The organism is Variovorax sp. BGA-UO-ETr-C22, from assembly GCF_059567965.1.
Genome location: NZ_JCAQPA010000004.1, coordinates 1 through 14,485 on the forward strand (window position 1 = coordinate 1; position 14,485 = coordinate 14,485).

The following is a 14,485-nucleotide window of genomic DNA, read 5'->3' on the forward strand; positions in this document are numbered from 1 at the left end:
CTCACGTTGCTGTTCGTGGTACTCAGCCCGGTCGACAGGCTGTCGATGCTGCTCGTGGCAGTGCTCAACCCCGACGACGTTGAAGTCGACAAGCTGCTCACGTTGCTGTTCGTCGTGCTCAGGCCCGTCGACAGGCTCGAGATACCGCTGGTGGCAGTGCTCAAACCCGACGACGTCGAGGTCGACAAGCTGCTGACGTTGCTGTTGGTCGTGCTCAGCCCAGTCGACAGGCTGTCAATACTGCTTGTCGCAGTGCTCAAGCCAGACGACGTGGAGGTCGACAAGCTGCTCACGTTGCTGTTCGTCGTGCTCAAGCCCGTGGACAGGCTGGAGATGCCGCTGGTGGCGGTGCTCAGGCCAGACGACGTGGACGTCGACAGGCTGCTGACGTTGCTGTTGGTCGTGCTCAGGCCGGTCGACAGACTGTCGATGCTGCTCGTCGCAGTGCTCAAGCCGGACGACGTGGAGGTCGAAAGACTGCTGACATTGCTGTTCGTCGAGCTCAGGCCCGTGGACAGGCTGGAGATGCCGCTCGTGGCGGTACTGAGGCCGGACGAAGTGGACGTCGACAGGCTGCTCACATTGCTGTTCGTCGTGCTCAGACCCGTCGACAGGCTCGAGATGCCGCTGGTCGCCGTGCTCAAGCCACTCGACGTCGAGGTCGAAAGGCTGTCCAGGTTGCTGTTCGTGGTGCTCAGGCCGCTCGACGTGGACGTCGACAGGCTGTCGATGCGGCTGTTGGCCGTGCTCAGACCCGACGATGTCGAAGTCGACAGGCTGCCCACGTTGCTGTTCGTCGTGCTCAGGCCCGTGGACAGGCTGGAGATGCCGCTCGTGGCGGTGCTGAGGCCGGACGACGTGGACGTCGAGAGGCTGCTGACGTTGCTGTTCGTCGTGCTCAGACCAGTGGACAGGCTGGAAATGCCACTGGTCGCCGTGCTGAGCCCCGTCGACAGGCTATCGATGCCACTCGCGGCCGTGCTCAGCCCGGTCGACGTGGATGTCGACAGGCTGCTCACGTTGCTGTTCGTGGTGCTCAGGCCAGTCGACAGACTGGAGATACCGTTGGTCGCCGTGCTCAAGCCGGACGACATGGAGGTCGACAAGCTGCTCACGTTGCTGTTCGTGGTGCTCAAGCCGGTCGACAGGCTCGAGATACCACTGGTCGCCGTGCTCAGGCCAGACGACGTGGACGTCGACAGGCTGCTCACATTGCTGTTGGTCGTGCTCAGGCCGGTCGACAGGCTGTTGATGCCACTGGTGGCAGTGCTCAAACCAGACGACGTCGAAGTCGAAAGACTGTCGATGCTGCTCGTGGCCGTGCTCAGACCGGACGAGGTCGAGGTCGACAAGCTGCTGACGTTGCTGTTCGTCGTGCTCAGCCCCGTGGACAGGCTCGAGATACCGCTGGTGGCCGTGCTCAAACCCGACGACGTGGACGTCGACAGGCTGTCGATACGGCTGTTCGTCGTGCTCAAGCCGGACGAAGTCGAGGTCGACAAGCTGCCGACGTTGCTGTTCGTGGTGCTCAGACCCGTGGACAGGCTGGAGATACCGCTGGTGGCCGTGCTCAAGCCGCTCGACGTGGACGTCGACAAGCTGTCCAGGTTGCTGTTGGTGGTGCTCAGGCCGGTGGACAGGCTCGAGAAGCCACTGGTCGCCGTGCTCAAGCCCGTCGACAGGCTGTCGATGCTGCTCGTGGCCGTGCTCAGGCCCGACGATGTAGACGTCGACAAGCTGCTAATGCTGCTGTTCGCCGTGCTCAAACCCGACGACGTGGAGGTCGAGAGGCTGCCGACGTTGCTGTTCGTCGTGCTCAGGCCGGTCGACAGGCTGGAGATACCACTGGTCGCGGTGCTCAAACCAGAGGACGTAGACGTCGAAAGGCTGTCGATGTTGCTCGTCGCCGTGCTCAGGCCGGACGACGTCGAGGTCGACAGGCTGCTCACATTGCTGTTTGTCGTGCTCAAGCCAGTCGACAGGCTGGAGATACCGCTGGTGGCAGTGCTCAAACCAGACGACGTGGACGTCGAAAGGCTGTCGATGTTGCTCGTCGCCGTGCTCAGGCCGCTCGACGTGGAGGTCGACAGGCTGCTGACGTTGCTGTTGGTCGTGCTCAAGCCAGTGGACAGGCTAGAGATGCCGCTGGTCGCAGTGCTCAGACCCGAGGACGTAGACGTCGAGAGGCTGTCGATGCTGCTCGTCGCCGTGCTCAGACCGCTCGACGTGGATGTCGAAAGGCTATCGATACGGCTGTTGGTCGTGCTCAGGCCCGACGACGTCGAAGTCGACAGGCTCGAAATTCCACTGGTTGCAGTGCTCAGACCGCTCGACGTGGAGGTCGAAAGGCTGTCCAGGTTGCTGTTCGTGGAGCTGAGGCCGGTAGACAGGCTGGAGATGCCACTGGTCGCGGTGCTCAAACCAGAGGACGTCGAGGTCGACAGGCTGCTCACGTTGCTGTTCGTGGTGCTCAGACCCGTGGACAGGCTGGAGATACCGCTGGTGGCAGTGCTCAAACCAGACGACGTCGAAGTCGAAAGGCTGTCGATGCTGCTCGTGGCCGTGCTCAGACCGGACGAGGTCGAGGTCGACAAGCTGCTGACGTTGCTGTTCGTAGTGCTCAGGCCAGTGGACAGGCTGGAGATGCCACTGGTCGCCGTGCTGAGCCCCGACGACGTCGAGGTCGACAAGCTGCTGACATTGCTGTTCGTGGTACTCAGGCCGGTAGACAGGCTGGAGATCCCGCTGGTGGCGGTGCTCAGACCCGACGACGTCGAAGTCGAAAGGCTCTCAATGCTGCTCGTGGCCGTGCTCAAGCCCGACGACGTGGACGTCGACAGGCTGCTGACGTTGCTGTTCGTGGTGCTCAGACCGGTCGACAGGCTGGAGATCCCACTGGTCGCCGTGCTCAAACCCGACGACGTCGAAGTCGAAAGGCTATCGATGCTGCTCGTAGCCGTGCTCAAACCAGACGACGTCGAGGTCGACAGGCTGCTCACGGTGCTGTTCGTCGTGCTCAGGCCCGTGGACAGGCTGGAGATACCGCTGGTTGCGGTGCTCAGCCCCGACGACGTCGAAGTCGAAAGGCTGCTCACATTGCTGTTGGTCGTGCTCAGACCGGTCGACAGGCTGGAGATCCCACTGGTCGCCGTGCTCAAACCCGACGACGTAGACGTCGACAAGCTGCTCACATTGCTGTTCGTCGTGCTCAGGCCCGTCGACAAGCTGGAGATGCCGCTGGTCGCCGTGCTCAAGCCGCTCGACATCGAGGTCGAAAGGCTGTCCAGGTTGCTGTTCGTGGTGCTCAGGCCGCTCGACGTGGACGTCGACAGGCTGTCGATACGGCTGTTGGCTGTGCTCAGACCCGACGATGTCGAAGTCGACAGGCTACCCACGTTGCTGTTCGTGGTGCTCAGGCCCGTAGACAGGCTGGAGATGCCGCTCGTGGCGGTGCTGAGGCCAGACGACGTGGAAGTCGACAGGCTGCTCACGTTGCTGTTGGTTGTGCTCAGGCCAGTGGACAGGCTCGAGATGCCGCTGGTTGCAGTGCTCAGACCAGACGACGTCGAGGTCGACAGGCTGCTCACATTGCTGTTGGTCGTGCTCAGGCTCGTGGACAAGCTGGCGATGCCGCTGGTCGCTGTGCTCAGACCGCTCGAAGTCGACGTCGACAAGCTATCGATGCTGCTCGTGGCGGTGCTCAGACCCGACGACGTCGAAGTCGAGAGGCTGTTCAGGTTGCTGTTGGTGCTGCTCAGAGCCGTGGACAGGCTGGAGATACCGCTGGTCGCCGTGCTCAGGCCGGACGACGTCGAGGTCGAGAGGCTGCTGACGTTGCTGTTGGTCGTGCTCAAACCAGTCGACAGGCTGTCGATGCCACTCGTGGCTGTGCTCAAGCCGCTCGACGTGGAGGTCGAAAGGCTACTGACATTGCTGTTCGTCGTGCTCAGACCCGTGGACAGGCTGGAGATGCCGCTGGTCGCGGTGCTCAGACCAGACGACGTCGAGGTCGACAGACTGCTGACGTTGCTGTTGGTCGTGCTCAAGCCAGTGGACAAGCTGGAGATACCACTGGTCGCAGTGCTCAGACCGCTCGAGGTAGACGTCGACAAGCTATCGATGCTGCTCGTGGCCGTGCTCAGGCCCGACGACGTAGACGTCGAGAGGCTGTCGATACGACTATTGGTGGTGCTCAGACCCGAGGACGTCGAGGTCGACAGGCTGCTCACGTTGCTGTTCGTCGTGCTCAGGCCCGTCGACAAGCTCGAGATGCCGCTGGTCGCGGTGCTCAGACCGCTCGACGTAGACGTCGAGAGGCTGTCGATGCTGCTCGTCGCCGTGCTCAGACCGCTCGACGTGGATGTCGAAAGGCTATCGATTCGACTGTTGGTCGTGCTCAAACCGCTGGACGTCGAGGTCGACAAGCTGCCCACGTTGCTGTTCGTGGTGCTCAAGCCCGTCGACAGGCTGGCGATGCCACTGGTCGCGGTGCTCAGGCCCGACGACGTAGACGTCGAAAGGCTGTCCAGGTTGCTGTTGGTGCTGCTCAGAGCAGTGGACAGGCTCGAGATACCGCTGATTGCCGTACTCAAGCCCGACGACGTCGAGGTCGACAGACTGCTGACGTTGCTGTTCGTGGTGCTGAGACCGGTCGAAAGGCTGGAGATGCCGCTGGTCGCGGTGCTCAGGCCGGACGACGTCGAAGTCGACAGGCTGCTCACGTTGCTGTTGGTTGTGCTCAGGCCCGTAGACAGACTAGAGATGCCGCTGGTTGCCGTGCTCAAGCCGCTCGACGTCGAGGTCGACAAGCTGCTGACATTGCTGTTCGTGGTGCTCAGACCTGTGGACAGGCTGGAGATACCACTGGTCGCCGTGCTCAGGCCCGACGACGTAGATGTCGAGAGGCTGTCGATGCGGCTATTGGCCGTGCTCAGACCCGACGACGTCGAGGTCGACAAGCTGCCCACGTTGCTGTTCGTGGTGCTCAAGCCCGTGGACAGGCTCGAGATACCGCTGGTTGCAGTGCTCAGACCGCTCGAAGTAGACGTCGACAGGCTGTCGATGCTGCTCGTGGCAGTGCTCAGGCCGGACGTCGTGGACGTCGACAGGCTGCCCACGTTGCTGTTCGTCGTGCTCAGACCTGTGGACAGGCTCGAAATGCCGCTGGCTGCAGTGCTTAGGCCCGACGACGTCGACGTCGACAGGCTGCTCACGTTGCTGTTGGTCGTGCTCAGGCCCGTCGACAGACTGTTGATGCCGCTCGTAGCGGTACTCAAACCGGACGACGTGGACGTCGACAAGCTGCTGACGTTGCTGTTCGTGGTGCTCAGGCCCGTGGACAAGCTGGAGATGCCGCTGGTGGCAGTGCTCAGGCCCGACGACGTCGATGTCGACAGGCTGCTCACGTTGCTGTTCGTGGTGCTCAGGCCCGTAGACAGGCTGGAGATGCCGCTCGTGGCGGTGCTGAGGCCAGACGACGTGGAAGTCGACAGGCTGCTCACGTTGCTGTTGGTCGTGCTCAGGCCCGTCGACAAGCTCGAGATGCCGCTGGTCGCGGTGCTCAGACCGCTCGAAGTCGACGTCGACAAGCTGCTCACGTTGCTGTTCGTGGTGCTCAGACCGGTCGACAGGCTCTCGATGCCACTCGTCGCCGTGCTCAGCCCCGAGGACGTGGAGGTCGAAAGGCTATCGATTCGACTGTTGGTCGTACTCAAACCACTGGACGTCGAGGTCGACAAGCTGCCCACGTTGCTGTTCGTGGTGCTCAAGCCCGTCGACAGGCTGGCGATGCCACTGGTCGCGGTGCTCAGGCCCGACGATGTCGAAGTCGACAGGCTGCTCACGTTGCTGTTCGTGGTGCTCAAGCCCGTGGACAGGCTGGAGATGCTGCTCGTGGCCGTGCTCAGGCCGGACGAGGTCGAAGTCGACAGGCTGCTGACGCTGCTGTTGGTCGTGCTCAGGCCCGTCGACAAGCTGGAGATTCCGCTGGTCGCGGTGCTCAGACCCGACGACGTGGAGGTCGACAAACTGCTGACGTTGCTGTTCGTCGTGCACATACCTGTCGACAGGCTCGAGATGCCGCTCGTGGCGGTGCTCAGACCGCTTGTAGTCGACGTCGACAGGCTGTCGATGCGGCTGTTGGTCGTGCTCAGGCCAGTCGACGTGGACGTTGACAGGCTGCCCACGTTGCTGTTCGTCGTGCTCAAGCCCGTGGACCGGCTCGAGATTCCGCTGGTCGCCGTGCTCAGACCCGACGACGTCGACGTCGAAAGGCTGCTCACGTTGCTATTCGTAGTGCTCAGGCCTGTGGACAGGCTGGAGATGCCGCTCGTGGCGGTGCTCAGGCCGCTCGAGGTGGAGGTCGAGAGACTGCTGACGTTGCTGTTGGTCGAACTCAGGCCCGTGGACAAGCTCGAGATGCCGCTAGTTGCTGTACTCAGCCCGGACGAGTTCGAGGTCGACAGGCTGCCGACGTTGCTGTTGGTCGTGCTCAAGCCGGTGGACAGGCTGGATATAACGCTCGTGTCCGTGCTCAAGCGGGACGTCGTCGATGTCGAAAGGCTGTCGATGCGGCTGCTGCTGGTGCTCAGGCCCGACGACGTGGAGGTCGACAAGCTGCTGACGTTGCTGTTCGTCGTGCTCAGACCTGTGGACAGGCTCGAGATGCCGCTCGTGGCCGTGCTCAAGCCAGACGACGTCGTTGTCGACAGGCTACTGACGTTGCTGTTCGTGGTACTCTGGCCAGTCGACAGGCTGGAGATGCCGCTGGTCGCGGTGCTCAGCCCGCTCGACGTCGAGGTCGACAGGCTGCTGACGTTGCTGTTCGTCGTGCTCAGTCCTGTGGACAGGCTCGAGATTCCGCTGGTCGCCGTGCTCAGACCACTCGACGTCGATGTCGAAAGGCTGTCGATGCGGCTGCTGCTGGTGCTCAGGCCCGACGATGTGGACGTCGACAAGCTGCCGACGTTGCTGTTCGTGGTACTCAGACCTGTGGACAGGCTGGAGATCCCGCTCGTCGCTGTGCTGAGGCCCGACGACGTCGACGTCGACAGGCTGTCGATGCGGCTGTTGGTCGTGCTGAGGCCGGTCGACGTGGAGGTCGAAAGACTGCCGACGTTGCTGTTCGTGGTGCTCAGGCCGGTCGACAGGCTCGAGATGCTGCTCGTGGCCGTGCTCAGTCCCGACGACGTCGAAGTCGACAGGCTGTTGATGCGACTGCTCGCCGTGCTCAGGCCCGACGATGTGGATGTCGACAGGCTGGCGACGTTGCTGTTCGTGGTGCTCAGGCCCGTGGACAAGCTGGAAATGCCGCTGGTCGCCGTACTCAAACCGCTCGACGTGGAAGTCGACAGGCTGTCCAGTTCGCTGTTCACCGTACTCAAGCCCGTGGACAGGCTGGAGATGCCGCTGGTCGCCGTGCTCAAACCGGTCGATGTGGACGTCGAGAGGCTGTTGAGGCGGCTGTTGGTCGTGCTCAGGCCGGACGACGTGGACGTCGACAGGCTGGAAATCCCGCTGGTCGCTGTGCTCAACCCCGTGGAAGTCGAGGTCGACAGCGACCCCACCGCGCTGGCAACGGAAAACAATTGGCTGCCGTTGATCGCATCGGTTGAGGTGGAGGTCACGCGACCTGCCGCCACGTTGGTGATTTGGCGCTCGCCCCCCACCGACCCAACGCTCACCACGCTGCTCGGCGTAGCGCCGGCAAACCCGCCCAGCACAACCCCATTGACCGTCGCACTGGCAGTCGGGACCGCTGCGGCAGTCACGCTGTTGCTGCCAAGTGCGACGCTGTTGTCGGTGCCAGCGCTGGCTCCCGTGCCGATCGCCACGGCGTTAGTGCCGGTGCTCTTCGCGCCGCCATCCACCGCCACACTGCCGCCGATAGCCACGCTGTTCGTGCCGCTGGCGGTTGTCGCGCGACCGATGGCCACGGCCTGCTCGCCCGACGCGGCAGAGCCACCGTTGCCCGTGCCGTCCCCGCCCCCTATCGCAACCGACGAGGTCCCGGTGGCCTTGGCATCGTTGCCCAAGGCGTAGGCGCCCTTGGCAAAAGCTTTGGCGCCAGAGCCGATTGCCGTCGCGCTGTGAAAGGTCGCCTGCGCGTTATTGCCAACCGCCAAGGCGTACGACCCTGAGGCGATGGCTGAGCCCGACGAACCATTGCCAATCGCGATGGCGTCGGTGCCGCCAGCGGAACCTCCCCCCGCAGAATAGGCGGCCTGCGCCCCCAACGAAACAGCCATCAGCGACGCCGCAGCAACTGCCACCCTCACCAGCTTCGAACCGCTCTTCTTCCCCCGCGCCGAAGTGATTTCAGACGCCGCAACCCAGGCCCCCAGGGCTTCATTCCAGATACTTCGGTAAGACTTGTTCATATTCTTCGAGCTCGGTTCACAGAGGGCGGGCGCGGTATCAACGGCGGAGGAAGGCAACGACCGCCCGCGGTTCGTCGCCCCAGCCAGGGTCGTAGTTACCCTGACGTTCACAATGGACGCGGTAATGTACGCAGCCGTTTACATTTGCAGCCATTTCGGTCTACCGGAAACCGTGAAATGATGATTTAGTTCACAAACTTTCACGATTGGCGACAAATCCGGGCGCGGTGATGTCGCTGTGGAACGTCGATCCGAACGCCCCGCCTAGAATCGCCGCCGCTGTCTGTCACAGCGGTTTTCCTCACAAAAGGTGCCCAATGAAGCCGTTTCTCCCCCGTTTCCTGGCCGCATGCACGCTGGCCCTGGCCGGTTCCTGCGCCCTGGCACAGGACGGCAATTCCGCCGACGAACTCATCCAGGCGGGCCTCAGCAGCCTCAAGCAGATCGACGAAAACCGGGCAGGAGAGATCTGGGATACCGCGTCTGCGTTTGTGAAGACTCGCTTTCCCAAGGCCGAATTCGTTGCCAACACGCAACGCTCGCGCCAGACCGTGGGCGTCGTGGCCCGCCGTGACTGGGCCAGCGTGACCCGCATCCGCTACTTGGACGACAGCACCGGCATCCCTGCAGGCCTGTACGCCAACGTCGACTTCGCCACCCGCCTGACCAACGACAAGACGGTCTTCGAAAAAGTCAGCTTCCGCCTCGAACCCCAAGGCTGGCGCCTGACCGGCTACGTCCCCCGCGAAAACCAATGACCACCGCCTCGGGTGCCGGCCTGCGCATCGGCATCACGATCGGCCTCCACCACGAGGCCGAGACCCTCTGGAACAACGGCATCAAGCAGAACGCCGTGTTCCTGGCGGAGGCGCTGAAGCACTGCCCCAGCGTTGCCTCGGTGGTGCTGGTCAACACCACCGCCACCCCCATCACCCCCGCCCTGCCCTGGGACCAGGCCCGCTGGCCGACCGTGACTTTCGAGGCGGCCAAGGACAGCGTGGACGTGCTGATCGAGCTCGGTGGCCAGATCGACGCCGATCAGACCGAGCACCTGAAGCGCCGCGGCGCGCGGCTGGTGTCGTACTGCTGCGGCTTCGAGTACGTGCACGCGATGGAGTCGATGCTGTTCGGCAAGCCGCTGTGGGGCCGCAACCTGTTCGTCAACCAGCGTTACGACGACATCTGGATGGTTCCGCAGGTGGCCCACATCAGCCAGCCGTACTTCGAGGTGCTGCGCCGCGCCGAAGCGCGCGCCGTGCCTTTCGTCTGGAGTCCGGTGTTCCTGGAAGAGCGCGCCCGCGCCCTGCCCGAGGGCGGCGCGTACCAGCCGCGCAGCGGCCCGCGGCGGCTCAGCGTGATGGAGCCGAACATCAACGTGGTGAAGTTCTGCGTCTACCCGATCCTGATTGCCGAGCTGGCGTACCGCGCCCGACCCGACGCGGTCGCACTGCTGCAGGTGACGAACGCCGAGCGCATGGCCAAGGACAGCATGGAGTTCATCACGCTGATGAACCAGCTCGACCTGGTGCGGCAGCACAAGGCGGTCTTCCTGGGCCGGCACGAAACCCCGGTGTTCCTGGCGCAGAACACCGACATCGTGGTCTCCCACCAGTGGGAGAACCCGCTCAACTATTTCTACCTCGAGACCTGCTGGCAGGGCTATCCGCTGGTGCACAACGCGCACCTGTGTGCGGACCTGGGCTACTACTACGCCGAGAACGACGTGGCAGCGGGCAGTGCCCGCGTGCTCGAGGCGATCGACGGGCATGACGCCCAGGCAGACGCTTATCGCGAACGGCAGCGCGCACTCATCGCGCGCTACCTGCCCGGCGATGCGGCGGCCACGCAGACTTACGACACCCTGCTGCAGGGCCTGATGCAGCGCCCTCCTCGCTAGACCCACGGAGCCCTCTCGCATGCTCGACCCATCCGAACTCCGGCACTTCTATCCCGTGATCGTGACGCCGAGCCACGACGGCAAGTTCTTCCAGAACTACGTGGCGTCGCTGCTGAACTTCACCATCCGCGCCGAACGTGCCGGCATGAAGATGCAGGTGCTGATGCATCAGGGCGAAAGCCTGGTCACACGCGCGCGCAACAACTGCGTGGCCCAGTTCCTGGCCAACACCGAGTGGACTCACCTGTTCTGGATCGACGCGGACATCGGCTTCTCGGCCGAAGCGGCCTTTCGCCTGCTGCTGTCGGGCTACGACATCGCCGCGGGCGTCTACCCGCTGAAGCGCGAGAACTGGCCAGAGGACGGTGTAGCCGCAGGCACCACGCAGCAGCAGTTCGAGGCCGGCTTCACGCGTTACACGGTCAATGCCAAGGCCGAAGAAGGCGCGACGCAGATCGAGCTCGAGGTGCAGCCCGACGGCTTCATGAAGATGACCGAGGCGCCCACGGGCTTCATGGTGATCCGGCGCCAGGTGTTCGAACGGCTCATGGCCGCCTACCCCGACCTGCAGTACGTGCCCGACAGCATCGGCGAAGCCGACCGCGGGCTGCACTACCGCTTCTTCGATGTGATGGTCGACCCGGTGACGCGGCGCTACCTGTCGGAAGACTACGGCTTCTGCCGGCTGTGGTCGGGGCTGGGCGAATCGATCTACATCGACGCCAATTCGAACCTGACCCACCAGGGCGCCAAGCTGTACCGGGGGGATTTCGCGCACTCGCTGCAGGCGTCGCTGCCCTACGCGGTCGGCGCTCCAGCTGGAATGACGATGGTGCTGGAAGGCCAGGAGCACCTCAAGTCCAACCCGCCGCACGGCTGACATCACCGAACGAACGCCCATGAAAAAGCCCCGCCGAAGCGGGGCTTTTTCATGGGGCCGGCGAATCAACCGATCGCCGGCAGTCGCGCCCTCAGGCCGCGACCGTGTCCGCCACGCCCTTGTAGTCTTCGATCTTGTCGAAGTTCAGGTACTGGTAGATCTGGCTGCTCGATGCATCGAGCACGCCCGTCGCAGCCATGTACTCCTCGCGCGTCGGGATGCGACCCAGGCGCGAGCAGATGGCGGCCAGTTCGGCCGAGCCCAGGTACACGTTCGTGTTCTTGCCCAGGCGGTTCGGGAAGTTGCGGGTGCTGGTCGACATCACCGTCGCGCCTTCGCGCACCTGTGCCTGGTTGCCCATGCACAGCGAGCAGCCCGGCATTTCGGTGCGGGCGCCGGCGTTGCCGAACACGCCGTAGTGGCCTTCCTCGGTGAGTTGCTGCGCGTCCATCTTGGTCGGCGGTGCGATCCACAGCTTGACCGGGATGTCGCGCTTGCCTTCGAGCAGCTTCGACGCGGCGCGGAAGTGACCGATGTTGGTCATGCACGAGCCGATGAACACTTCATCGATCTGCGCGCCGGCCACGTCGCTCAGCGTCTTCACGTCGTCGGGGTCGTTCGGGCAGGCCACGATGGGTTCGTGGATCTCGGCCAGGTCGATCTCGATCACAGCGGCGTATTCGGCGTCGGCATCCCCCTTGAGCAGCTGCGGGTCCTTGAGCCAGGCTTCCTGCGCGGCGATGCGGCGTGCCAGCGTGCGGGCGTCGGCGTAGCCTTCGGCGATCATCCACTTCATCAGCGTGATGTTGCTGTTGATGTACTCCTGGATCGGTTCCTTGTTCAGGTGCACCGTGCAGCCGGCGGCCGAACGTTCGGCCGAGGCGTCGCTCAGCTCGAAGGCTTGTTCGACCTTCAGGTCGGGCAGGCCTTCGATTTCGAGGATGCGGCCCGAGAAGATGTTCTTCTTGCCTTGCTTGGCCACGGTCAGCAGGCCCGACTTGATGGCGTACAACGGGATGGCGTTGACCAGGTCACGCAGCGTGACGCCCGGCTGCATCTTGCCCTTGAAGCGCACGAGCACCGATTCGGGCATGTCCAGCGGCATCACGCCGGTGGCGGCCGCGAAGGCCACGAGGCCCGAACCCGCGGGGAAGCTGATGCCGATGGGGAAGCGGGTGTGGCTGTCGCCGCCCGTGCCCACGGTGTCGGGCGTCAGCAGGCGGTTGAGCCAGCTGTGGATCACGCCGTCGCCCGGACGCAGCGACACGCCGCCGCGGTTGGCCATGAACTCGGGCAGTTCGTGGTGCATCTTGACGTCGACCTTCTTGGGGTACGCCGCCGTGTGGCAGAACGACTGCATGACGAGGTCGGCCGAGAAGCCCAGGCAGGCCAGGTCCTTCAGCTCGTCGCGGGTCATCGGGCCGGTGGTGTCCTGCGAGCCGACCGAGGTCATCTTGGGTTCGCAGTACGTGCCCGGGCGAACGCCCGTGCCTTCGGGCAGGCCGCAGGCGCGGCCGACCATCTTCTGTGCGAGCGAATAGCCCTTCTTGGTGTCGACCGGGCTGGTCGGCAGGCGGAACAGCGTGGACACGGGCAGGCCCAGTGCTTCGCGCGCCTTGGCCGTCAGGCCGCGGCCGATGATCAACGGAATGCGGCCGCCGGCGCGCACTTCGTCGAACAGCACGTCGCTCTTGACCTGGAATTCGGCGATGACCTGGCCGTCCTTCAGGGCCTTGCCTTCATAGGGACGCAGCTCGACCACGTCGCCCATGTTCATCTGCGTCACGTCGAGCTCGATGGGCAGTGCGCCCGAGTCTTCCATCGTGTTGTAGAAGATGGGAGCGATCTTGCCGCCGAGGCAGACGCCGCCGAAACGCTTGTTCGGCACGAAGGGAATGTCTTCGCCGGTGAACCACAGCACCGAGTTGGTGGCGCTCTTGCGCGACGAACCCGTGCCGACCACGTCGCCAGCGTAGGCCACGAGGTGGCCGCGCGCGCGCAGGTCTTCGATGAACTTCACCGGGCCGCGCTTGCCGTCTTCTTCAGGGACGATGCCGGGGCGGGCGTTCTTGTGCATCGCCAGGGCGTGCATCGGAATGTCGGGACGCGTGGTGGCGTCGGGTGCGGGCGACAGGTCGTCGGTGTTGATTTCGCCGGCCACCTTGAAGATGCTGACGGTGATGCTTTGCGGCACTTCGGGGCGGCTGGTGAACCACTCGGCATCGGCCCAGCTTTGCAGCACGCCCTTGGCGTGGGCGTTGCCCTTGTCGGCCTTTTCCTTGACGTCGTGGAACTGGTCGAACATCAGCAGGGTCTTCTTCAGGCCTTCGGCTGCCACGGCGCCGACTTCGGCGTCGTCCAACAGGTCGATCATGGGGCTGATGTTGTAGCCGCCGAGCATGGTGCCGAGCAGTTCAGTGGCGCGGGCGCGCGAGATGAACGCGTTCTTCTCGGTGCCGTGGGCCACGGCCGCGAGGTAGCTCGCCTTGACCTTGGCGGCGTCGTCGACGCCGGCGGGCACACGGTAGGTGAGCAGGTCCAGCAGGAAGGCGCCGTCCTTGGCATTCGCGCTCTTCAGGAGCTCGATCGCTTCGGCGGTCTGCTTCGCGCTCAGGGGCAGCGGCGGGATACCGAGCGCGGCGCGTTCGGCAACATGATCAACGTAGGCTTGCAACATCTTCTTTTCTCCGGAAACTAGGCTATCGGGCGTGCGCAGCGGTCTCTAGCGGCCAAGCAAGAGCCGCGCCGCACCCCGGGGTTCGGTGCTCTTCTTACTTCTTGGCTGCGTCGGCACCTTCGAAAAGGGCCTTCGGCGGGTTCTTCTTCATCTCGTCGGCGAAGGCGACCTGAGCGGCGGTCTGGCATTCGTCGGCGATGCGCAGGCCGGCCTTCTGGTTCATCAGCATCGACTTGTTGCCCAGCTGGAGCCACATGGCGCCGGCACGCGGGTCTTCGAGGCGGATGGCGCCGGTGCGGCTTTCGACCGGGTGCATGCGGTACTTCAGGCCCTTGGTGGTCACGGTGAAGAAGCCGGGCTTCTTCTCGTCGGGCGTGACGGTCACGTCGGCGCCGAGTTCGCACTGGGCCTTGCCGGTGGACACGCGCTGTGCCACGGCCAGGTCGGACTCGGACAGCACGATGTTGGTGTCGTCGGCGATCGGCGTGACCTCTTCGACGGCCTTGGCCGCCTTGCGGGTCACCTGGCGCTTCGGCGGGGTCTTCTTGGCTTCGGCCTTGGCCGCGGCCGGCTTGGTGGCGGTGGCGTTCTGAGCCACGGCGGCGAAAGGCAGGGCCAGCGCAACGGCGGCGATCAGTGCAATTTTCTTCATG

General features: G+C 64.1%; 6 protein-coding genes. 3 read left to right on the plus strand and 3 right to left on the minus strand.

Translation table 11 applies throughout. From position 1 onward, the window contains the following. The coding region (locus AC57B8_RS00565) for an ESPR-type extended signal peptide-containing protein (protein ID WP_496478404.1) at positions 1-8,378 on the minus strand (8,378 nt) is incomplete at its 3' end. A gap of 317 nt (positions 8,379-8,695) precedes the next feature. Between AC57B8_RS00565 and AC57B8_RS00570 the strand changes: the two genes are divergently transcribed. From AC57B8_RS00570 to AC57B8_RS00580, 3 genes are read left to right on the plus strand one after another with little or no spacing between them, the layout of a single operon-like run. Then, on the plus strand, positions 8,696-9,136 hold the full coding sequence (locus AC57B8_RS00570) for a DUF4019 domain-containing protein (protein ID WP_307694789.1): 441 nt from the start codon (positions 8,696-8,698) through the stop codon (positions 9,134-9,136). Beyond that, positions 9,133-10,275 (plus strand): DUF2827 domain-containing protein, encoded by a 1,143-nt coding sequence (locus tag AC57B8_RS00575; protein WP_496478329.1) that lies wholly within the window; start codon positions 9,133-9,135, stop codon positions 10,273-10,275. Before AC57B8_RS00570 ends, AC57B8_RS00575 begins: the two co-directional genes overlap by 4 nt. A 19-nt stretch (positions 10,276-10,294) precedes the next feature. Continuing rightward, complete coding sequence (locus tag AC57B8_RS00580) at positions 10,295-11,155, plus strand: hypothetical protein (RefSeq protein WP_496478330.1); 861 nt, start codon at positions 10,295-10,297, stop codon at positions 11,153-11,155. 91 nt (positions 11,156-11,246) lie between these two features. Here the strand turns inward: AC57B8_RS00580 and AC57B8_RS00585 are convergent, their stop codons facing one another. Both AC57B8_RS00585 and AC57B8_RS00590 read right to left on the minus strand, forming a co-directional pair. Continuing rightward, the gene (locus AC57B8_RS00585; protein ID WP_496478331.1) at positions 11,247-13,832 is read right to left on the minus strand and encodes a bifunctional aconitate hydratase 2/2-methylisocitrate dehydratase; all 2,586 of its coding nucleotides are present in this window, start codon (positions 13,830-13,832) and stop codon (positions 11,247-11,249) included. Between the two features lie 94 nt (positions 13,833-13,926). Continuing rightward, entirely contained in the window at positions 13,927-14,484 is a 558-nt protein-coding gene (locus AC57B8_RS00590) for a lysozyme inhibitor (RefSeq protein ID WP_139702449.1), read from the minus strand. Between the last annotated feature and the right edge of the window lies 1 nt (position 14,485).